Source organism: Cystobacter fuscus, assembly GCF_044360685.1.
In the GTDB taxonomy this organism is placed as follows: domain Bacteria; phylum Myxococcota; class Myxococcia; order Myxococcales; family Myxococcaceae; genus Cystobacter; species Cystobacter fuscus_C.
In genome coordinates, this window is the sequence record NZ_CP043491.1 from 7,047,129 (window position 1) to 7,069,545 (window position 22,417).

Consider the following 22,417-nt stretch of genomic DNA (forward strand, 5'->3'; position numbering starts at 1 on the left):
GAAAGGACCGGCCCGACGAGGGCCGGTCGGGGTGAGAAACCACGGAGTCAGCGGGCTGGGCACTCAGTGCTTCGTCTCGCGATCCTTGATGAGCCGCTCCAGCTCCTCGCGGATGATCGTCTCGGCGAGCTGGGGAACGACCTCCCAGGCGATCTTCTCGATGACCTCGCGGGAGGCCTTCGAGAGGGCCTCGCGCAGAAGCGCCTCGCCACCATCGGCGGAAGGCGCGGAAGGGGCGAGCGCCGAGGGCCTGGACTCGGGGACCGAGACGGGCTCCGGAGCGATGGGCTCATCGAGCGACAGCTCCTCCAGACCATTGGCCTCGACGGGCTGCGGCGCGACGGGAGCGGGCTGCGGCGCGCCGCCTCCCAGACCAAAGGGATCCCGTCCCCGGCCCACGGGAGCACCCGGCAGCGGCCCGGCCCCGGGAGGACGCGGCAGACCGCCGGCCATGCCCGGAGGCGGAGCGCCCGGTCCCGCAGGACCGCCCGGCCGGGCCATTCCCGGAGGCGGAGCCCCAGGCCCCGGCATGCCCGGACGCGCACCCGGAGCCATGCCCGGAGGCGGAGTCCCAGGTCCCGGCATGCCCGGACGCGCCATGCCCGGCAGCGGTGCCCCAGGCGCGGGCGGCATGCCCGGACGCGCCATGCCCGGAGGCGGAGCGCCCGGTCCCGGAGGACCGCCCGGCCGGGCCATGCCCGGAGGCGGAGCGCCCGGTCCCGGAGGACCACCCGGCCGAGTCATGCCCGGAGGCGGAGCCCCAGGCCCCGGCATGCCCGGACGCGCCATGCCCGGAGGCGGCGCACCCGGTCCCGGAGGACCGCCCGGCCGGGCCATTCCCGGAGGCGGAGCACCCGGGCCCGGCATGCCCGGTCCGGGCGGACGCGGCGCGCCAGGACCCGGAGGGGCCGCGGGCGCACGAGGCTGGGCGGCGGCGGGGCCGGGAGCCGTGACCTGCGTGGCGGCGGACGCGGGCATGGTGTTGGACTTCTGACCCACCAGCGTCTTGACCTTGTCCAACAGGACCTGGCTCTCGAAGGGCTTGGTGATGTGATCATCCGCCCGGGCGGCGCGCGAGCGGGCCTCGTCGAACGCCTCGAAGGTACCCGCCAGCAACATCACGGGAATGTGCTGCGTGGCCGGATCATGCTTGAGCGCCTCGCAGACCTCGTAGCCGTTCTTGCCCGGCATCATCACATCCGCGAGCACCACATCCGGGCGCAGCTCCCGCGACCGGCTGATGGCGTCCAGCCCGTTGTCGACCGCGGTGACCTGGAAGTCCTCGGTCGCGAAGATCATCCCGATCACCTTGCGGATGGTGAGCGAATCATCGGCGACCAGCAGAGTCTTGGGCATCGGTTCGGGCCTCGGGGGAGCACTCCCCCTCAGAATTCGGTGAACGGTGGCACGTCACGTGCCACCGGCAGGCCGGGCAGCTTACGGTTGCCTACCCACGCCTTCAAGAAAACAAGCGGGGTTCAGGAAAACATGCGCCACAGGTCCACGAAGAGGATGGGGTCCGGCACGCCGGAGACGGTGAACTCCCCGGGATTTCCGGTGGGATCGAAGCGCGGATAGACGCCAATCACCCGCGAGGCGCACAGGCCCAGGGTCCGTCCTTCCACCTCGGCGAGCACCAGGAAGTCCTCCGCGGCGGCCCGGCCCCCCAGCAGCGCCGGTACCGAGTAGAGGGGCCAGAGCACCTGACCATGGGGCATGAGCCCCGCGATGGCGCCTCCCCGTCCGGGCAGCGCGCTGAAGGACTCGCCGCGCATCACCACCTGGGAGATGAAGGGCAGCGGCAGACCGAACAGCCGCCCCTGGGACTCGAAGACGAGCGAGCGCTCGGGGGGAAAGCCGAACAGGTGGAGGGTGGGCAGGGGGGGCGGCGTGACGATGCCGGGCTCGTGGGGCAGCACGTCCGCGCCGAGCTCCAGGTAGAGCCGCCCCTTGTGCATGACCGCGCTGTGGCTGAGCGCGGCCAGCGAGTCGCCCAACCCCGAGGGCAGCACGAAGTGGACGGCCCGGGTCACGTCGGCCACCTCGACGATGGCGCTCACGCGCACCGCCAGCGTGGGGCTCACGTCCAGCACCACGACCATGCCGGGGGTCGGCTCGGGCTCTCCACCCAGCAGCACCGAGAGATCCTGGACCTCCAGCACGCCGCGCAGGCTCGTCTGGTCGGGGTCCGGTGCGGCCACTTCCGTGACGGAGGTGGCCTCGACGCTGAAGCGCGTGCCGCCCGCTTCCAACAGAAGACAGAGCCGGCGTCCGCTTTCGAAGAGGGGCACCTGGGCAGGCTAGCAGCGTTGGGACCTTGGTGCTAAGCCCCGCGTGCGATGGCGCGTCTCCTCCTCGTCGATGACGACAAGATGGCTCGGGTCCTCTATGGGGACTCCCTGCGGGGAGTCGGCCATGAGGTCACCACGGTCGCCACCATCGCCGAGGCCAAGGAGGCCCTGGAGCACGGCCGCTACGACGTGGTGGTGACGGACCTGCTGCTGCCCGAGGGCAACGGCATGGAGGTGCTGCGCTACACCAAGGAACACCACCCGGGCATCGAGGTGGTGGTCATCACCGGCCTGGACAAGGTGGACCCCGCGGTGCGCGCCCTCAAGAGCGGCGCCGCCGAGTACCTCGTCAAGCCCGTGGCCCCCGAGGTCCTCCAGCACGCGGTGAACCGGGCGCTCGCCACGCGCGAGCTGCTGCAGGAGAACGCCGCGCTGCGCCGCTACGTCTCGCTGTTGGAAACCGGACAGCGCATCTCCACCACGCTCGATCGCGGCCGCCTGGTGACGACCACGTGCGCGGCCTTCGTCGGCCTGGCCGCGGCCAGCGCGGTGGTGCTCGTGCAGCGTGATGCCCAGGGCAAGGCGCGGGTGCTGGGCTCGCAGAACCTGACGGGCCCCTCCCACGAGAACATGCTCCTTTCCCGGCTCGCCCCGTACCTGCCGGCGTTGAGCGAGGCGCGTCTCCTGGAGGGACTGCCCGGCCCCTGGCCCTGCGGCCTGGCCGTGCCCGCGCAGGATGGGGAGGAGCTGCTCGGGTGCGCCCTGCTGCTCTACCCCTCCCGGCCTCCCGCGGACATCTCCGAGGCCACGAGCTTCCTGGCGCGCAGCCTCGCGCTCGCCCTGCGCAACCAGGGCCGCCTCGCCCAGGTGGAGGACCTGGCCTACCTGGACGATCTCACCCACCTCTTCAACACCCGCTACCTGCACCTGGTGCTGGACCGCGAGGTGAAGAGCGCCCAGCAGACCCACGGCGCCTTCAGCCTGCTCTTCCTGGACCTGGACTACTTCAAGACGGTCAACGACACCCTCGGACACCTCATGGGCTCGCAGCTGCTCGTGGAGATGGCGCACGTGCTCAAGGGGTGCGTGCGGGATCGCGACGTGGCGGTGCGCTACGGCGGGGACGAGTACGTGGTGCTGCTGCGCGGCACCGACTCGGGCGCGGCCATGAAGGTGGCCGAGCGCATCCGCCACGCCGTGGAGAAGCACCGCTTCCTCGTCCCCGAGGGCCATGCGCTGTCGCTGTCCACCTGCATCGGCGTGGCCAGCTTCCCCGAGCACACCCAGGACAAGGCCACGCTGCTGGACCTGGCGGACCGGGCCATGTACCGGGGCAAGAAGGGCGGCCGGAACGTCGTGTACCTGGCCGGCAAGGACCTCGAGGCCACGCCTCCGGCGCGCCACAGCCAGCCCACTGGCGGCTGAGTACAGGACGAGCGGCCAGCCAGGACGCCTGGCCCAGGGGACGCCGGGCCTCGGAATCCGGGCCCCCGCGTTTGCGGCCAGGCCAGCGGCTCGGTCATGCTGAGACGCCATGGATACCCCGGCTTCGCTCGCGCTTCTGCTCCAGGCCCTGGAAGCCGGTGACCTGCGGGCCGCCAGGGCCGCCGCCGCGGAGCTGCAACGCACCCGCCAGGGCGCCACCCAGCTCGCCGCCGAGGTGCTGCACGAGCTGCGTCAGCCGTTGCTCGGCGTGAAGGCCTATACCCAGATGCTCTCCGAGGAGATCGGCTCGCGCGGCGCCCTGCGGCAGATGCTCGCCCAGGTGGAGCGGATGGAGCAGATCATCTCCGACTTCACCCGCCTGGCCAGCGAGCGCCCCGCTCCCCAACAAGCCGTGTCGCTGGTGGCGCACGTGCAGGCCGCCACGCGCGCCTTCGCGCTCAACCCCGACTCCGCGCGCATCCACCTCCAGGTGGAGGCCCCCGAGGAGCTCACCGTCAACGGCAATGGCCGGCTGTTGGAGCAGCTCGTCCTCAACCTCCTCAACAACGCGCGCGACGCGGTGACGGGGCCCGGACAGGTGAAGGTGGTGCTCACGCACGAGGGCGGCGCGCCGGTGCTGTACGTGGCCGACTGGGGCCGGGGCATTCCCGACACCGTGCTCCCCCGCCTCTTCGAGCCCTATGTGACGGGCAGCAAGCGCGGCACGGGGCTCGGGCTCGCCGTGTGCCGCCGCATCGCGCAGGAGCACCACGCCCAGCTCGAGCTCGCCCCGCCCTCGGTGCTGTCCCTCCAGCCCGCGCCCACCACCCTCTTCCGGGTCCGCTTCCCTCCCCCGGAGCCGACGCCCACCCCGCTCCCGGCGCCCGCGCCCCTCACGCCCTCCCCCACCCCGGCCGCGGTCCGCCGCCGCCTGCTGGTGGTGGATGACGAGGAGATCATCCGCAGTGTCTTCAAGGACTTGATGGGCCGGGAGTGCGAGGTGCTCGAGGCGGCCCACGCCGAGGAGGCCCTCGCGCTCCTGGAGCGCGGGCGCGTGGATCTCATCCTCACGGACAAGAACCTGCCGGGCCTGTCGGGCCTGGAGCTCGCGCGGCGCGCCCGCCAGCTCGATCCCCACTCCCGCGTCATCCTCATGACGGGCTACCCCTCGCTCGTGACGGCCCAGGAGGCGCTCGAGCTCGGACTGCTCGACTACCTGCTCAAGCCCTTCGACGACATCCGCGAGGTGCGCGTCCGGCTGCGCGAGGCCCTCACCAGCGCCGCCCCGCTCCCCCGGGGACTGCGCCCCGGCAACCGCCGCGTGGACGTGCTCGAGGACAGCCCGGTCTCCGCGCGACGGCTCACCGAGGCACTCGCCCTGCTGGGGTTGGAGGCCCGGGTTCTGGCCACCGCCCCCGCCGAGCCCCCGGCCGACCCCCCCATCGAGCCTCCCGCCGCCGTAGTGGTGAGCTGGGACTTCGCCGCCGCCCATGGACGGCAGGCCCTCGCCCTCGCCAGACAGTTGAGCCAGGGGGCGCCCTTCGTGGTGCTCGCCGAGTACCTCTCCCAGGAGACGATGCTGGAGTCGCTGCGCGCGGGCGCCTCCGGGTGTCTGCCCCGGGAGTTGGAGACACCGGAGCTCAGCCGCGAGCTGTCACGCCTGCTCCACGCCGCCTGAGCCCCCGGCTTCCACCCCGGAAAAACCACGGCCCCGAGCACCTTCCCGTGAGGGAGGTACCCGGGGCCGCGAACCTCATGAGCCCGTGTGGACGAGCGGCTCAGTAGTCCATGTCATCGCCGCCGTAGTCCGGCGCGCCACCGGCCCCGGCGCCCTTGGCCTTCTTCTTCGGGCGCTCGGCCACCATGGCCTCCGTGGTCAGGAGCAGCGAGGCGACCGAGGCGGCGTTCTGCAGCGCGGTGCGCTCCACCTTCGTCGGATCGATGACGCCGGCCTTCTCCAGGTCCTCGAACACGTCCGTGCGGGCGTTGTAGCCGAACGCGCCCTGGCCCTCGCGCACCTTGTTGATGATGACGGCGCCCTCGAGGCCCGCGTTGCTGGCGATCTTGCGCAGCGGCTCCTGCAGGGCCTTCTTGATGATGTCCACGCCGAAGTCCTGCTCACCGCCCAGCTTGAGCTTCTCCAGCGCCGCGAGGGTGCGCAGGTAGGCCACGCCACCGCCGGGGACGATGCCCTCCTCCACGGCCGCGCGGGTCGCGTGCAGGGCGTCCTCGACGCGCGCCTTCTTCTCCTTCATCTCCGTCTCGGTCGCCGCGCCCACGTGGATGACCGCCACGCCGCCAGCCAGCTTCGCCAGCCGCTCCTGCAGCTTCTCGCGGTCGTAATCGCTCGTGGTCGTCTCCGTCTGCGAGCGGATGAGCTTGATGCGGCCCTCGATCTCCTCGCGCTTGCCCGCGCCGTCGACGATCGTGGTGTTGTCCTTGTCGATCGTGATCCGCTTGGCGCGGCCCAGGTCGTTGAGCGTCAGGGCGTCGTACTTGTGGCCCAGCTCCTCGCTCACCACCGTGCCGGCCGTCAGCGTGGCGATGTCCTTGAGCAGCTCCTTGCGACGGTCACCGAAGCCCGGCGCCTTCACCGCCGCCACGTTGAGCACGCCGCGGATCTTGTTCACCACCAGCGTGGCCAGGGCCTCGCCCTCCACGTCCTCGGCGATGATGAGCAACGGCTTGCCCGCGCGCGCCACCTGCTCGAGGATGGGGATCATGTCCTGCATCGACGAGACCTTCTTCTCGCTGATGAGGATGTAGGCGTCCTCGAGCACCGTCTCCATGCGCTCGCGGTTGGTCACGAAGTAGGGCGAGAGGTAGCCGCGGTCGAACTGCATGCCCTCGACGACGTCCAGGGTGGTCTCCAGGCCCTTGGCCTCCTCCACCGTGATGACGCCCTCCTTGCCCACCTTCTCCATGGCGTCGGCGATGATGTTGCCGATCGTCTCGTCGCCGTTGGCGGAGATGGTGCCCACCTGGGCGATGGCCTTCTTGTCGGCAGTGCTCTTGGAGAGCTTCTTGAGCTCCGCCACCACCACCTCGACGGCCTTGTCGATGCCGCGCTTGAGGTCCATCGGGCTGTGGCCGGCGGCCACCAGCTTCAGGCCCTCCTCATAGATGGCGCGCGCGAGCACCGTCGCCGTCGTGGTGCCGTCACCCGCCTTGTCGCTGGTCTTGGAGGCGACCTCCTTGACCATCTGGGCGCCCATGTTCTCGAACTTGTTCTCGAGATCGATCTCCTTGGCGACCGTCACACCGTCCTTGGTCACCGTGGGCGAGCCGAACGACTTCTCGATGACCACGTTGCGGCCCTTGGGGCCGAGCGTCACCGCCACCGCGTCCGAGAGGATCCGCACACCGCGCAGAATCGCCTCGCGCGCCGACTGGTGGAAGAAAATCTCCTTCGCTGCCATCGTAACCTCCTGAAAAGATTGATGAATGTACGTCGTGGGCCAGGAGCCCTTGAGTTAGCACTCGGCCCAGGCGAGCGCCAAAATAAGAGACGGTCCCGGGTTGTCAACACGGAACGGTTGGCATGTGGGGGAGCGGACGGCTGGCGGGACGCACGGGCGCCTCGGGCGCTACTCGGCGAAGCGCACCAGGTTGAGCAGCTGGTTGAAGTCCAGGGGCTTCTCCAGGGTCATCGCCACGCCCTTGCGCAGGCCCTTGTCCTGCACGTTGCCGTCGGCGTTGCCCGTCATGAGGATGACGGAAGTGCCCTGGTGCCGGGGGTCCGCCTTGAGCATCCCCGTGAACTGGATGCCGTCCATGTGGGGCATCCGGTAGTCACTGATGATGAGCCCCACGTCATGGCGCTCGAGGATGTCCAGGGCCTGCAGGGCATCGGACGCGGAATAGACGGTGTACCCGTGCTTCTCGAGGAAGCGCGAGAGCAGGGTGCACAGCTCGACATCATCATCCACGACCAGAATGTTCACGGACCCTTATGAGCGGTGTGCGGAGGGGGCGGAAGGTAACAGCCGAGAGCTACGTTGACAACGCGCGGAAGGGATTCGTATGTCGCCGAGCATGGGGAAGCGGACGTCGAAGCGGGGGGCGCCGGCGGATTGGGAGGCCCGGCTCGAGGGGGTGGCGGCGGCCTTCGACCGGGGCGCCCACCAGGAGGCCCTGGCCGGAGCGGACGCGCTGCTGGCCGAGGACGACTCCCTCACCGAGGCCCTGCACTGGCGCGCGGCGGCCCTCACCGAGCTGGGACGGCTCGACGAGGCCCTGGAGACCTACTCGCGCGCCGTGAAGGTCGCCCCGGATGACCTGGAGCTGCTGCTGTCGGCCACGGAATGCCTGGTGGGCCGGGTGGGAGACGACCGCGAGGCGGTGGAGGATGGGCTCGCCCTGTGCGCCCGCGGACGCAAGCTCGCCCAGCGCGCCGGGGACGTCGAGCTGCTCTTCGAGTTCCTCCTCTGGGAGGGCATTGGACTCAATCAGGTAGGAGAATGTGCGCGGGCCCTGACGAGCCTGGAGGCGGCGCTCGGGCACGTGCCGCGCTCGGTGGAGGCGAGGCTGGAGCGGGCCATTGCCCTGTTCGAGCTGTGCCGCTTCGGCGAGGCGGAGGCGGCGCTCGAGGAGCTGTTGGGCGATGCGCCGGACGAGCCGTGGGCGCACCACTACCTGGGGTTGATGGCGGAGCGGCGGGGGGATGGGAAGGGGGCGCTCGGGCACTTCGCGAGGGCGCGCGCCCTGGCGCCCGAGGAGTTCCCGCCCCCGGTGGAACTGGGCGAGGAGGCGTTCGACAAGGCCGTCGAGGACGCGGTGAAGGCGCTGCCGGGGCACGTGAAGGAGTACCTGGACAACGTGACGCTCGCGGTGGAGGAGATTCCCAAGGACGAGGACTTGATGGGCGAGTCCCCTCCCCTTTCTCCGTGCATCCTGGGGGTGTTCCGGGGCTCGCCGGTGGGCGAGCGCCACAGCATCCTGGGCACGTTCGACCCCTACCCGGCCTCCATCGTGCTGTACCAGAAGAACCTCGAGCGCTTCGCGAGGACGCGCGAGGAGCTCATCGAGCAGATCGGCATCACGGTGATGCACGAGGTCGGACACTTGATGGGGCTCGACGAGGAGGACCTGTGGCAGCGGGGGCTGGACTGAGACGCGGGCGTTGACGGGGCGCCGCGCTCGTGGCGGTAATCGCGCGCGGTAGGACCACTGGACCTGGTGGCTGGCCCGGTCTTCAAAACCGGTGGGGGGCATGGAGGCATGTCCCTGGGAGGTTCGATTCCTCTGTCCTACCGACCTTTTTCTCCTCTAAAAACGGGCACTTGGGGCCGTTGGACCGCTGAGTCCAAGTGTTCGGACGGGTACGCAGGCGTTCAGTCGGTTACGTACAAATTGCGTACAGACTTCGAGCGCACAGACCCATCTCGCGCATCAGCCGAGTTGGCTGATGGCAGCAACCTCAGTGGCGCATTCCTCTGCTGCTATCCGCGAGCGGCAGCGGTATCCACGCCTGCCGAGCAGACGTGCTCACTCAGCCCTGCCCTCCAGCACATCACAAGAGGCCCCCGGGACCCCGGAGCCGAAGTACCCATACGCCCTGCGTCGCCCCCTCATGGGACCGCAGTCAGAACAGGCGTGTAAAGGCGAGGTCTACGGTCAATGGAGCGGCGGGGCCTACCGCCCTTTTAGCGACACGGCAGCCCCCCTGCGTCCGCCGCCCGCAGGAAGGCCATTGTCCTGCCTTTGCTTTTGCTGTCAGGCGCGGACTGCCTGCCGCGTCACTGCGCGGGATGTAAAATCGCGGCACTCACCCAGCTTGGCGCAGGACCCCTTCCGCGGAGAGAACACACGGTATGGCCGAGGATGAGATTGTCGAGCTTGATGACGTCGGGCAGTACGAGCCCCTCACGGTCCGGCTCAAAGGGCTCATCCAGACCTACCCGAAGAACGTCGGCATCCTGAAGGAGTTCATCCAGAATGCCGATGACGCCGAGGCCTCGCAGGTCCGTATCATCCTCGATGGGCGCCAGCACACGGGACCCCTGCTCGCACAGGAGATGACCGTGCTGCAGGGGCCTTCGTTGCTCGTCTTCAACGACAAGCCCTTCAAAGAGACGGACTTCGCCAACATCCGCTGCATCGGCGACAGCGCCAAGGTGGGCGAGGAGACGAAGACCGGGCGATTCGGCCTGGGATTCAACTCCTGCTACAACGTCACGGACTACCCGTGCCTGCTCTCGCGGAATCGGCTCATCCTGTTCGATCCGCATAAGCGGTTGCCGCGGCGAAACCCCGAACGCTCGGCCGTTGGCTACGAGCTGACCAACCAGCTCTGGGAGCAGTCTCCAGGCCTGTTGAGGCCCTTCGAGGTGGCGGGACTGACGCCCGGGCAGGTCTCCTTCGAAGGCACCGTCTTCCGGCTGCCGCTCCGGATGGCAGAGCACCAGAGCAAGATCTGCCCAGAACCGTTCACGTTGGAGGATTGTGACCAGATCTTTGAGCAGCTCTCCCAGTTGGGCGAGGAGTTGCTGCTCTTCCTGAAGCACGTCCTCGAAGTCCGTGTGGACGAGATCCTGCCTGGAAAGCGCCTGCGCCAGCGGCTCCACGTCCAGACGCTCAATGTAGAGACGGTGGAAGCCCACCGCAGCCGTGTCCGGCAGGCCATGAGCCGCTCTTCCCAAGAGGCGTCCCAGGCCCCTGAACGCGTGAGCTATCTCCACGAGGTCCAAGTTACCCGGGGAAAGGCCCAGCAGACCGCGCTCTGGCGCGTGGTGGGCGGCCTCTTTACAGATCCGAAGGGAGAGCTGCGGGCCGCTGCGGAGGCCATGCAGAAGTTCGGGCAGAAGGCGATCCCATGGGCTGGCGCAGCTGCCCGGCTAGAAAAGGGACCGGGTGGGGAACTCGCGGCCAAGGCCATCCCGGGCAAGCTCTACTGTGCTCTGCCGCTCGCCAAAGGCGACAGCTGCTTCCCCGTGCATCTCAACGGCTTCTTCGACGTGGACTCCGCGCGCCAGGGGCTGACGGCAGATGCGTCGCTCCTCGGTAAGGACGGAGTTCGGCACGGCTGGAACCAGGCGCTGCTGCAACATGCGGTGGCGCCCGCGTACACCGCCCTACTCGCTGAGCTGACCAAGGAGGTGAACACCCTTTCGGCGGAGACGCTCTACCGACTGTTCCCCGATCCCGAACGGGCCTTGCCGGGAGCGCTGCAGCTCTTCCCCCAGCACGTCTACACGCTCCTGGCCCAGGAGCGCGTCATCCGTTGCGTGGGCCCCTCCGCACCGTGGGCCCGGATTGGCGACCTCGTTCCCCCGCCAGCCGAGTGGCAACCCCAGCTGCAGGAGCCGCTAAAAGCAAAGGGCATGCCCATCCCGGAGCCGCCTCTGCCCGCGCACATCGCGAAGGGCTTCACCGCAACTGGCATCAAGCTGAACTACCTGACGTCGGCCACGCTGCGCGAGTGGCTGCGCGTGAAGCAACCCGTGAGTACTCCGCTGGAGCAGGCGGCGGATCCCGCATTGCGCCGACGTGAATGGGTGGTCCACCTGCTCAACTTCTGCAAGAAGGACATCAAGACCGGAGCTGAGCTGGTCGGCTTGCCGCTGGCCATCCTCGAGGATGGTCAGCTCTGCACCTTCTGGACCTGGACGATCCACCTGGCCGACAAGGTCGAGCGCGCACTGGTTCGACAGCCACACTGGTTCCTGGAGGAACAGTTCCGCAAGGAGACGCAGCTCAACGAGCTGCCCCAGGCAGGGCTGATCGAGATGACGCCCGCCCACCTGGTAGCGCGAGTGAAGGCCTCGTTCGTCCAGCTTGGCGCGGCCTCCCCATGCCCCTGGAATCCCGCCGGCCCTCAGCCTCCGAATACGCCCTGGCTGACCGAGTTCTATGGCTACTTCTCCAGCGAGAAAGCACGCAACGCGAGCCTGGGCGGCTTGAAGGAACTCGCCGTGGTGCCAGACGAGCGGGGGCACCTGCATCGGCCTGGCCGGACGGATACTCCCCTGTTGCTGACCGAGGAACAGGCCCGGGACACGGAGCTGTGTCAGGCCCTGGAGGCGTTCAGCATCCCCCGGATCACCGGATCCGAGGGGCTCATCAGCGCCATCCGGGCGTTCACCCTCACTCACCCGCAGGGAGGTATTCGTCAGCTGGGAGCTGCCACGCTGGTCGATGCGCTCGCCGCTTCCCAGAAGGCATGGACTGAGCAGGCCCAGAGCTATGACCCCAAGATCCATGACGTGCTTCTCGATTGGCTCTCCCAGCCGGCCTCGCTGGACAGCCTGACGCTGCAGCACATCAAGGTCCTGCGCGCACTGCCGATCTTCCCGACAGCGGACCTCCAACTCGTCCGGCTGGACGCTCCTCAGGTCTACCAGCCTGCGGACTCCACGCCGCCACCCACAGCCGGGCAGACGCACCTTCTCAAGGTCTCCACGGCTCGGCGGAAGCTCTTCACCAAGCTTGGGGTCCTCAGCCTCAGCCGCGAGCTGCTCATCCGTAATGTGCTCCTGCCCAGCTACGTGGCAATGCCACCGCCGGAGCAGGTGCTGGTGCTGGACTGGCTCCGCGACAACCTCCGCAAAGCGTGCACCGAAGCAAGCAAGGCCGGCGACGAGGGCGGGGCCGCCCTGAAGAAGCTCGTCATGCAAGCCCCGCTCGTGAGGTGCCGCGATGGCAAGCTCTACCCCGCCACCAGCCTCTACGATCCGCGGAAGCAGCTCGTAAAGGACGTGCTCGGCGACACGGCACTCATCCCCGACACCCAGGCGACCTACTCCGACGCCACTGCGGACTGGCTTTCCTTCTTCTCCACGCTGGGGATGGCCGAAGCGCCCCACCCGCAGGACCTGCTCGTCCACGTGGACAAGCTGATCAAGCAGGCCGAGGCCGAGGGCCCCCAAGGCGTCTCGGAGAGCCTCATCAGTGTCTACGAGTATGTCGCCGACCACTGGAGCGAGCTCAAGGACGCCACGGTGCGGAACGGGAACGGTCATCCTGTGACGCTGGCTCAAGCGCTGGCGAACCGCCGCTGGCTTCCGGCCCAGACCGATCCGGCCGCGTTGGGCCAGTACGCGGCCGCCAAGCTTCCCCAGGCGAGGCTCTATGCGCCCTCGGAGCTCTACCCGGTCCACCTGGGGCACCTGGTTGCCAGCCAGAGCCCCCTCATGCCCTTCGTGAAGAGGGACTTCGCTTCATTCCGTGAGGCGCTAGGCATCCCCTCGGAGGCTCCCCTCGCGCTGGTGATGACGCACTTCGACTCCCTGCTGGTGAGCCACCAGGCGGCGCCTGACACCGCTATGAAGGCCCTTGGGGACTCGCTAGCCAGGATCTACGAGTACTTCGGCACCCTCTTCCAGAAGAACCCAGGCGCGGTGCAACAGGTCCGGGCCCACTATGCGAACCGCCCTTGCCTCTGGGACAAGAGCAGACACCGCTTCTGGCAGCCGCGGCACGTCTTTCTTGAGCATGTGCCTTTCTTCGAGCCTCTCCGCGTCCAGCTCCGGATCGCGGAGCCTCTGATCGATCAGGGCTATGCCGTGCTGGGGCGTCGAGAGCTGCCACAGGACGACGACTTCATCGCCTGGCTTGAGGACGTGGCCGCACTGCACAGCGGCGAGCCGCTGCCCCCGAAGCTGCTGACCCAGGTACTGGAAGTGCTTCGCCGTCTGAGCCTGAGCTTCGAGACCGCAGCGATGCTGGAGCCCATGCGCGCCCGGTTGTGGCTCCCCGTGAAGGGGGGCCAGCTCGCACGGGCCACCGAGGTGCTCCGTGACGATGCCCCCTGGTATGCCGAGAAGCTGACTCCCGGCGCAGTGCTCTTGGTGCAGGACGAGGTGCCCATGGAGTTGCTGCGTGCGGCGGAAGTGCAGCGGCTGTCCCGTCAGCTCAAGGAACAGCTGTCCCAGGAGCCGGAGCTATCTCAGGATCCGAGGTTTATCGAGGACTGCGAGACCCTGGGTGAACTCCTCCGCTCGCAGGAGTTCACCCGGGGACTGCGGCGCCTCATCCAGGCAGAACACGAGAAGGCTGATCCGAAGCCGTTGGGCTGGCTCTCCACCCTCAGTGTAGTTCCGGCGGCACAGCTGGACTCGAGACTCTGGCTGGGAAAGCGACTGGTGGGCTCGGCCGCCGCCGACTTCTACGTCGACCGGCCCCATCACCAGATCTTCCTCCGGGAGGAGTCCGCCGACCTCGCTTCCTTCCACCTCGCGCAGGCCATCAAACAGGAGCTCGATGAAGAGCAGCGCCTCTCGGATACTTCGGCGCTCACCAAGATCCTTGAGAGCTATCCCAAGGGAATCGACAGCCTGTTGACACGGCTCAAGATTCCCCAGCTCACCGAGCAGCCATCCGGCGAGGACTCCTGGGGGCTTCCTCCCGCCGACCTAGAGCCGGAGCCTCCCACGACGTTTTTCGAGGATCAGCCCCCCGAGCCAGAGCCCTCGAATGAGTCCGCCGTGGATGAGTCCGCCGTGGACGAGGTTCCCGCCGAGAACGTCGAGGAGGCTCCCCTGGAGACGCCCGTGCCTGGCCCCACTCGTCCGGAAGGCCCCTGGGTCCGGTCGCCCCGGCCAAGGAATGGCGCGGGCTGGCGGGGTGTGTCCCCTCGAAGTCCAGCTCCACCTCGGAACGCTCCGGCCATGGCGGAGGGGTTCGTTGTCCCCCGTCCGGAATCGCTGGCGGCGGCTCCCACGGCGTCCGCCCTGGCGAGCAGCGGTGCCATGCAGGCGCTTTCCTCCGGGGCTAACTCGCTCGTCGTGCCTCCGGAAGGCAGCACCTTCGTCGGCTCCGAGCAGCGCCCCTCCCAGGAACCGAGCCTGAACCCCATGGGAATTCTGCCTCCCATCAAGCCAGGCCACGGTCACTCCACCCGGACGAACTTCAGGAGGGGCACCGAAGTGTCCCGCCATCGCGCCGTCACCTACATTCATCCGAACGTTCCCGGAGCCGAAGCGGCGGAGGGGCACATCGATCCGCAAGCAGCTGCGGAGCTTCGGCAAGCGGCGCTGAAGCGCGTGCTGGCTCATGAGCACGCCGAGCACCGTCAGTCTCAGCCGCCGCGAGACGACGCGTCGGGCTGCAGCCTTGAGTCAGTGGACGGAAGCGGGGCCCGTTATATCGAGGTCAAGGGACTGAGCGGCCCCTGGACCGAGAACGGTGTCTGGTTGTCCCCCGGCCAATTCGATCGGGCCCAGAAGCTGGGAGACGGCTTCTGGCTGTACGTCGTGGAATATGCCATGGATGAGGCGAGCTCCGTGGTCCACCCCATCTGCAACCCCGCAGGTCTGATCACCCAATACCGGCTGGATCCTGGCTGGAGGGGGCTGGCCAGTGCGTCCCTGCCCCAGGCCGCGCCGCCCCGCCCCGAGGTGGGCGGGCGAATCCTCATGGAGGATGGCGTGGAGGGCGTGATTACTAGCGTGGAAGGCGAGAGCCTGATCCTGTCGCTCCAGGTGAAAATGCTGGATGGAACGAAGCGGCAGGCCTTCTACCAGCCCAACAAGATGAAGCTCCTGCCGAATGAAGGGTGAGACGCCATGGCCCAGATGATCCCTCATCGCACCGAGGAGCAGCTCAACGCCCTTCCCCCTCGCTATCGCGCGGAGGCTCGCTTCTACCGGGCCTGCCGGGACAAGCTCGACCAGCGGCTGCTCGTCTTCCACTCCATCTGCTTCCTTCGCCAGCGCCCGACCGCTGCTCCGATCGATGGGGAAGCGGACTTCGTCATCTTCGATCCCCAGGGAGGCTTCCTGGTCGTCGAGGTTAAGGGTGGAGGAATCATCCGTGACCGCCAGGCCGATCAGTGGTTCACCGAGAACGCGGCCGGTACCAGGAACAAGCTTCCTCACAATCCTGTGGAGCAGGCCAAGCGCGAGAAGCACGCCATCCGAGACGAGCTCCGGAAGCACCCGCGCTGGAAGAACTCCGCGGACCGGATCCTTGAGGGTCACACGGTGTTCTTCCCCAATGTCGTGGACGTGAACCCCCTGATCGCTTCGGACATCCCACCGGAGATCGTAGGCGGGCGCGCTGATCTCGATGATCTGCCAGGGTGGTTCATGCGCGCGTGCCGCTATTGGGCTGGCAATGACCGGCGCTTCCGTCCCTTGGGAGAGGCTGGCCTGGAGGCGGTGAAGGAGACTTTCAGCAAGAAGGCCACCGCGCGTGCCCTCATGTCCTCTCTTCTCGAGGATGAGGAGGAGCGGCGCATCATCCTGACTGATGAGCAGAGCCGCCTGCTGCGCTCGCTGGGCTCACGCACGGAGGCGAAGATCTGCGGTGGCGCAGGGACGGGGAAGACCGTGCTCGCGATCGAGAAGGCCCGGCAGCTCGCGGTGCAGGGGAAACGCACGCTCCTGCTGTGCGTGACCAAGCCCCTGGTCGAGCACTTCAAGGCGACAGCGGGCGATACTCCTAACCTGCTGCCCATGAACTTCCATCAACTGTGCGAGTGGGCCGTGCGGCTCGCCAAGCACGAGACAGGGCGTGACGTGCTCCAGGAGGCCCGGGCTTCGTTCCCGGGTGCGGACAAATTCGATGCCCACTTCCCCATGGCGCTCGCCCTGGCCACCCAAGTGGTGAAGGAGACCTTCGACGCGTGCATCGTGGACGAGGGGCAGGACTTCCATCCCGACTTCTGGCTGCCCCTGAAACGGCTCCTGAAGCCGGAGCCTGTCTTCATGGTCTTCTACGACCAGAACCAAGCCGTCTATAAGCACCTGGACAAGTGCCCCATTCAGGAAAGGCCGTTCGTGCTCACGAAGAACTGCCGGAACACGCGCTTCATCCACGAGGCGGCCTACCGGTACTTCCACGGTGACGACACAGACGCCTGTGACATCGAGGGCGCGCCCATCGAGCAACTGAATGCACCGCGCCTGCAGGACCAGGCGAACCTCATCTACGAGACGGTGGCCAGGCTCCTGAAGGACGAGTGCGTACCCCCGGAGCAGATCGCCATCCTCGTGGCGGACAGCAAGTCGAAGCAGACCTACTATGACCTGCTGAAGAACAAGCCCCTGCCCAACGGCGTGGCATGGGCCGAGCAGATACACCGCTCGAAGGGTACCGTCCTGATGGACACCGCCATGCGCTACAAGGGCCTGGAGGCTGCGGTGACCATCCTCTGGGGGCTCGATCAGCTGGACCTGAAGAACGAGCGCGAGCTCATCTACGTGGCATTCTCTCGCGCCAAGTCCCGGCTCTATCTGGCTGGGCCCACCGAGGCCTGCCGCAGGCTCCTGGCCCCGGAGCCTTGGAGATAAGGGCACTGGCCTTCGCCAAGTTCCTCATAGCCTGCACAAGCCCACTCATTGGCTCACCCCACCCAATGCACGAAGGCTTTGAGTGACCAAGCGCGGCCGAAGTTCCCGGGAGTACTTCCCCCTGCCTGCACATCCTGAGAATGGAGTGCGTGAAGCGCCAGGGACGGCTCTCGCTCCTGAATAAGCGCATCGAGCACTGCCCGTCCCACGTGCAGCGCCGCCCCCAACCGGACTTCCCAGAGTGGGGCGATAATCTGCCGGGCACCGCTCGCCAGGAAGGCTCCAGCCAATCCTGCGGCACGGTGCAGCCAATCCCCCACGCGCCCCGTTTCGCACGAGAGGAGCACCACCGTGGCGCCAGCGATGCGGCGAGGGTCCGCGCCGACCTGCTCCAGCGCCAGTTCGGAGTTTGAGCCCGCCTCGTCAAGGAGTTGGAGCATCGCCATTCGGGGCCCCTGAACTCCACCGTGGCAGAGGAACATGACCACGTCCGCCTCGGCGAGTTCCCGAAGGACATCTCCGGCAGAAGCTGGGCGCTCCACAAGCCCCGGGCACGACAAGCGCAGTGCCGTGCCGAACTTCCCCCCCTGGCTCAACAATGCACGCGGTGTACCGGCGACCGACACCAATTGGGCGAGTTGCGCGCCGATCTTGACCGCGCCCTTGAGTTCCCCTGGCCGGCCAGGCCCGGGATCGGCAACAGCCAGCAACGTGCGCCGGGGACGCTCCGGGAATGGACGCGTCTCCAGGTCGAGCCTTGTCGCAAGCGTCACTGGAGAGGCCGGCCAGAGGTCCGCCGGAGCCAACAATCGGAGAGGGCCAGCAGGAATCCAAAGCAGGTGCGCGGGAGAAGACGGGAGCAGTCGCTGCACGGGGGTGAGGATGTTCGTCTGGGTCCAGGCCAGCAGGTCACGATAGGGTTGGCCACTCTCACCTGCGCTGAGCGCTTGCGCGACCGCAGCCTCTCCAACCGGGGGCGAGTCAGCCCGAAGCGCTCCCACCAGGACCTTGGGCTGCTCCACATTTTCAAGAACCGCCGCCATCAATCCCCTGTTACTGCCGACGAGAGCCACGGCAGCAGAGCCGGGCCGGGATCGCAACCAGCTCCACGTCCCGGACAGGTCCGGCTCGCCGCGGAGGAAGGACGGCTCGGCGAAGCGTACCTTCTCAAGGGCACGGGCCACGTCACCCGGGGCCCCCTTACGTACGGCCTCGAGCCACTCCACCCAGTCACCGGGTGGCACGCGAGAGGGTCGGGACACCCTGCCTGCCAATGCACGCTGGGCGGCACCCGACGCGCGGGCGAGCCAGCGCAGGACACGCTCCGCCGACTCTCCGGCCAACACGTAGTGGAACCCCTCCATGATCCCCGCAGCGGTGCGGCTTGCCAGTCCACGACCCAGCGTGGCGCCTACATCAGCCGCGAACACCGCCTCCTGAAAGCCTGCCCTCTCGTCCACCAGCAGGAACGGTCGGGCTCCGTCGAGCGCAGTCCAAGCGAATTCAGCTGTGGACTCGAGTTGATCGGGAGAGCCGGCCGCGAGCGAGAGCTTGAGCAATGAGAGCGCCGATTTGGCAAGTCGCTCGCCCCCTCCAAGCCGCCGGGCCGCCTCAATGGCACTGCGAAGTGCCTGCTCCCCACGTTCCCACAATTCGCGAGGCCAGGGCAGCGAGGAAGACCAGTTCAGCATCACCGCCGTAATTGCCCGACCCATGTCATCGGTGGTCTCCCAATGAAATTCGGGGTACGCCTCCAACGTCCGGACTTGGAGCGCCTGCTCAAACAACAGCAGTCCCTCGGTGACGTGCCGCGTATCCATCATTCCTGTATGCCGGTCGGGCTCGATCAGTGTGTCAGCGAGGTTGTGGACGGTCATGGCCCATTCGACCGGATGGGTCTTGCGGTCCAGGCCGGCCAAGCGCTTGCGCCACAGCGCAATGGCCTCGGCGCGCTGCCCCGCGCGGACAGCAATCTCCACGAGACACATGGTCTGAAAGTTCTCCACGGAGAACCTTCTGAGAGCAGGGACGTCACCCCACGGCATCGACTCGAAGAGCCCCCGCGCTTCGGAAAGCAGCGCGTCTCCCTCGGGGGGCGGGCGTTGCGAGCCCAGGCGCGTGAGCTCGACAGCGAGGTTGCCCTGTGCGACCGCTTTCTCCGAGGGGCTGCGGGCCAAGGCCAAGCGCTCACGTGCGGCGGAGACTCCCTCGTGATGCTCTGGTTCACTCCCACCGGTCCGGAGCTCCGCCCGAACCTCGGCGAGGTTCGTTCGCATGAGGGCTGCAGCATCCTCCATGCCTGCCTGCTCGTACCGGCGTGCACACTCCTCGTAGAGCCGAGCCGCCTCACGCAGGTGGGCGTGCCGGTCACCATCCCTCCGGTAGCGCGTCGCCCGCGCGAAACATTGTAACGCGTCCAAGGACGCGGTCTCGCTTGCGGTGGAATCATCGAGCACCTCGCGGCACAGCCGCGCCCCGCGCACGCAGTCAACGACCGGGTGAACGTACGTCTCTATAGGCACCCAGAAACGAGCCAACTCCAGCAGGAGTTGATGGCGCGCAGCCGGCAATTCGATGGCCCGGACTAGAGGCTCGGCCTCCTCAGCGGATAGCCGGGCCTCCTCTGCGCCGGTATGTCCGAGCCCGGCGAGATGTGCCAGCAACATCGCGCGCGCGGCCTGCGCTCCCGGGCGTTTTTCAGGATCACCAACCTGGGACAGACGCTCGGCGCGAGATTTCAGTGCCTGAGGCGTGCGCTCCTCCGCAGGCGCGTCCGCAGCCCGGACCAGCTTGGCCATAGGACTCTCGGGCTCCAGGCCCATCTCAGCGATGAGGTCCTCCGACCGCTTCAGCGGGCGCGTGCCTTCGAGATAGGCAACAACAGCCGGATGCGAGGCTGAGTCACTGACGAAGCGGTACATGTCATCCGGCAGCGGCCCTATCAGCCCCCGCTTTGCGCGCACCGCCTCCTGCGCCAGCTTTGGATCGAGACGCCCAAGCTCATCCAACCGCCGGTGAAGCGTCGCATCGTGCGGCCGGTGCCGAATGAACTGAGCGATGTGCTCAATCAGCATCAAGGCCAAGCCGAGTAGGTTTCCCTCATCACAGTGGAGCAGCGCCTCCTCCAGCCTGTCGATGGCACGCCGTAGGCGCTCCTCCTCTGGGCGATCTGGCTGCGCTAGTTCGGCCCGTGCAGCGGACATCAGCGTCTCGGCACGGTAGGGGCCATCCCTCCGAATCCCGAGCGAGTGCTCCAGCAACCGCATGGCTTGCACGGCATCTCCAGGGCTCTTGCTCAAGAGCAGGGCATCTGCCGTAACCTTCGAAAGTTTCGCGGCTTCAAACCGATTGGGTGCCCCTATGATTCTGGCCTGTTCGTACAGGCGAAGAGCACGTTCGACATCAGGCGAGTGGCCCTCCCGCCAAGCATTGCCCGCCGAGATGAACAGGGCGAAGCGAAGGTGTTCCGGAACACGGGCGGATCCGGTCTCCTCCACGGCTTGAAGGAGTATCCGACGAGCCTCATCCAAGACACTCCTGCGTCGTACATCGGCCGGAGACAGCACTTGTAGCGCGTTCAGCCGCTCGACCCCCTTGAAGAAGCTCGCCTCGATACGCTCCTCTGGGGTGCGCGCCGCTGCCAGTAGCGCGTCCGCAGCGCGCGTATAGGGCGTTTCATCCCCCCACCCCATCGACTGTGAGAGGATCTGCACCCTCAATCGCAACAGCGGAAAGCTTGGAGACCGGGCCACCGCACTCTCGATGCGCTCGAGCAGCTTGGGCCCCACAGCGCTGCTCGGCCCAAGCGCCAAGAGAAAAGCGAGGGAAGTATGGTCCTCGGAAGCCCCGTGCGAGATGTTCTCGAACATCCAATCCAAGCACGCCTCCGCGCGGTCCGGGCGAGCCCTCATGAGCGCGCCGAGTTGCGTGAGTTCCCCGTCCCCAAGGGAAGAGGCCCGGGGGGGACGCATCCCCTGCGCGAGCGCGACTGCCCACGCTGCTGCATCGTCAAAGGGTCCTCGAACACCACCGGTTCCTGGTGGAACCTCCCGCCCCAATGCTCCTTCCTGGGTAGGGGGACCACTCCTCAAACGGACCCAGTCGAGCCGGGTACGGGTCGCGCGTACTCCAGCCGAGTCCGGGACAAACCCGAGCAGTCGTTCGGCTATAGATAGCGCTCGAGGAAGAGCGAAGGGCCCCGGATGGAGAAGGATCGCGGCGGCTTCATGCCGGTAGCGAGCAAGTTCCGCTGCGGGCAAGGGAAGAGGCTTCTCAAACCAGAGCGCCAGGGAGATCTGCTCAGGTGTGGAAGTGGACGCCCCGGATGCGAGCTGCTCCACTCGGATGTTGGCTAAGACACGTACGTTCACCTCAAGAGCCACGGCGTCTCCGGCTAGTCTCTCTGCCGCATGTTCTGCGTGACGCCAAGCCCGGTCCAGTAGGCTTCGATCCCCGCGTGCACACTTCCAGAACGCTGCGGCCAAGTCCGAGCGCATGGCGGGATCGTCCATTGGACCGGCCAGCAGTTTCTCCACCAGTTCGCAAGCCTGAAGGCGATCGTCGCGAGCGTCGTCCGGGAGAAGAGCAAGCAACAGACCGGCGGAGCGCAGTTGCTCAGAGTCCGACTTGGCCTTCAACAGCGCCCCTCGGAGCAGTGCAACCGCCTCGCTCAACCGGCCATCACTGGCGAGGAGGCGTGCACGGGCAACGGGCTCGACACGAGTGCGTCCCACTCCATCCAAAAGCCTGCGACGGACGTCCTCCGGGATTTCCTCAACGTGGTTCATCAAGAGCATCGCGAGTTGTTGCTCCAGCGCGGGGTTGACAAGAAGAGAGCCTTCTCCGTACCGCCGCAGGAGTTCGATCACCTCGCTAGCTAGCCGCTCACCGTGGCGTGTAGGACGAAGTCGCTCCAGCAACAGAACCTGTTCCCATGGCGTACCCGCCACCTCACGCTCGACAGCTTTCAAGCGCTCACGCCATCGTTGAGCGTCACCTGAGTGCCGTTCCATTTCGGCCAAGCGCAGCGAGGCCAGTGCAAGTGGCCCCATGAGGCCAGAGGCGCGTGCATCTTCTACCGCACGCATGAGCTGGGCGGTCGCATCATCGTGGCGCACCATGGCCGCATACACGCGGGCCAGTGCCATCCGGGTCTGAACCCGGAGCCGAGAGGGCGCGTCCGGCGCCAGAAGTTGCAGGGCTTCCTCCAGGTGCCCTACCGCACGTGCATTCTCTCCGGTCTCGAGCAATGCCTGCCCAAGCACCGAATGAGCTCGGGCTCGCTCCTCCTTGTTGACCCCCGCCGGCAGCTCCTCGAGGGCCTCTCGCGCGAGTTGGGCTGCCTGCGAGGCGCGCCCTGGCCCATCCATGCCCAGCAGTTCCTGCGCGACATCCAGCTTCCTACCCGCTCCAGCATCCTCCATGTGCATTCCCCTCGGAGGCAGTCTATACCGCGAGTCTCTCCGGCAG

At 67.4% G+C, this 22,417-nt stretch carries 10 protein-coding genes and 1 tRNA gene; 6 read left to right on the forward strand and 5 right to left on the reverse strand.

What is annotated here, in order from left to right; genetic code table 11:
- Positions 1-63: 63 nt before the first annotated feature.
- Positions 64-1,356: a PleD family two-component system response regulator gene (locus tag F0U63_RS28730; protein ID WP_395834522.1), complete on the reverse strand. Its 1,293-nt coding sequence runs from the start codon at positions 1,354-1,356 to the stop codon at positions 64-66.
- Positions 1,357-1,478: 122 nt separating this feature from the next.
- Positions 1,479-2,291, reverse strand: a complete 813-nt coding sequence (locus tag F0U63_RS28735) for a chemotaxis protein CheW (RefSeq protein WP_395834524.1) — start codon at positions 2,289-2,291, stop codon at positions 1,479-1,481.
- Between the two features lie 48 nt (positions 2,292-2,339).
- Here F0U63_RS28735 and F0U63_RS28740 point away from each other — a divergent pair, with 48 nt between their 5' ends.
- A complete protein-coding gene (locus F0U63_RS28740) occupies positions 2,340-3,716 on the forward strand; it encodes a diguanylate cyclase (RefSeq protein WP_395834526.1) in 1,377 nt (458 codons plus the stop codon).
- Between the two features lie 109 nt (positions 3,717-3,825).
- Positions 3,826-5,394: a hybrid histidine protein kinase/response regulator SinK gene (gene sinK / locus F0U63_RS28745; RefSeq protein ID WP_395834528.1), complete on the forward strand. Its 1,569-nt coding sequence runs from the start codon at positions 3,826-3,828 to the stop codon at positions 5,392-5,394.
- A gap of 100 nt (positions 5,395-5,494) precedes the next feature.
- Here sinK and groL read toward each other — a convergent pair whose 3' ends face one another.
- Positions 5,495-7,135 (reverse strand): chaperonin GroEL, encoded by a 1,641-nt coding sequence (gene groL, locus F0U63_RS28750; protein WP_395834530.1) that lies wholly within the window; start codon positions 7,133-7,135, stop codon positions 5,495-5,497.
- Positions 7,136-7,303: 168 nt separating this feature from the next.
- The gene (locus tag F0U63_RS28755; RefSeq protein WP_043433682.1) at positions 7,304-7,660 is read right to left on the reverse strand and encodes a response regulator; all 357 of its coding nucleotides are present in this window, start codon (positions 7,658-7,660) and stop codon (positions 7,304-7,306) included.
- Between the two features lie 91 nt (positions 7,661-7,751).
- Between F0U63_RS28755 and F0U63_RS28760 the strand changes: the two genes are divergently transcribed.
- The 4 genes from F0U63_RS28760 to F0U63_RS28775 all read left to right on the forward strand — a co-directional run bounded on the left by F0U63_RS28760 (position 7,752) and on the right by F0U63_RS28775 (position 16,948).
- The gene (locus tag F0U63_RS28760) at positions 7,752-8,828 is read left to right on the forward strand and encodes a metallopeptidase family protein (protein WP_395848439.1); all 1,077 of its coding nucleotides are present in this window, start codon (positions 7,752-7,754) and stop codon (positions 8,826-8,828) included.
- 47 nt (positions 8,829-8,875) lie between these two features.
- A tRNA-Sec gene (locus F0U63_RS28765) sits at positions 8,876-8,971 on the forward strand.
- A gap of 558 nt (positions 8,972-9,529) precedes the next feature.
- Positions 9,530-15,214, forward strand: a complete 5,685-nt coding sequence (locus tag F0U63_RS28770; RefSeq protein WP_395834533.1) for a sacsin N-terminal ATP-binding-like domain-containing protein — start codon at positions 9,530-9,532, stop codon at positions 15,212-15,214.
- Between the two features lie 6 nt (positions 15,215-15,220).
- On the forward strand, positions 15,221-16,948 hold the full coding sequence (locus F0U63_RS28775; protein WP_395834535.1) for an NERD domain-containing protein: 1,728 nt from the start codon (positions 15,221-15,223) through the stop codon (positions 16,946-16,948).
- A gap of 53 nt (positions 16,949-17,001) precedes the next feature.
- Here the strand turns inward: F0U63_RS28775 and F0U63_RS28780 are convergent, their stop codons facing one another.
- The gene (locus F0U63_RS28780; RefSeq protein ID WP_395834537.1) at positions 17,002-22,095 is read right to left on the reverse strand and encodes a CHAT domain-containing protein; all 5,094 of its coding nucleotides are present in this window, start codon (positions 22,093-22,095) and stop codon (positions 17,002-17,004) included.
- Positions 22,096-22,417 lie beyond the last annotated feature (322 nt).

Bases quoted from the DNA above. Each gene is read 5' to 3' on its own strand.
- F0U63_RS28730 (WP_395834522.1), bottom strand. From the start codon at position 1,356: ATGCCCAAGACTCTGCTGGTCGCCGATGATTCGCTCACCATCCGCAAG.
- F0U63_RS28740 (WP_395834526.1), top strand. From the start codon at position 2,340: ATGGCGCGTCTCCTCCTCGTCGATGACGACAAGATGGCTCGGGTCCTC.
- sinK (WP_395834528.1), top strand. From the start codon at position 3,826: ATGGATACCCCGGCTTCGCTCGCGCTTCTGCTCCAGGCCCTGGAAGCC.
- groL (WP_395834530.1), bottom strand. From the start codon at position 7,135: ATGGCAGCGAAGGAGATTTTCTTCCACCAGTCGGCGCGCGAGGCGATT.
- F0U63_RS28760 (WP_395848439.1), top strand. From the start codon at position 7,752: ATGGGGAAGCGGACGTCGAAGCGGGGGGCGCCGGCGGATTGGGAGGCC.
- F0U63_RS28770 (WP_395834533.1), top strand. From the start codon at position 9,530: ATGGCCGAGGATGAGATTGTCGAGCTTGATGACGTCGGGCAGTACGAG.
- F0U63_RS28775 (WP_395834535.1), top strand. From the start codon at position 15,221: ATGGCCCAGATGATCCCTCATCGCACCGAGGAGCAGCTCAACGCCCTT.
- F0U63_RS28780 (WP_395834537.1), bottom strand. From the start codon at position 22,095: ATGGCACTGGCCCGCGTGTATGCGGCCATGGTGCGCCACGATGATGCG.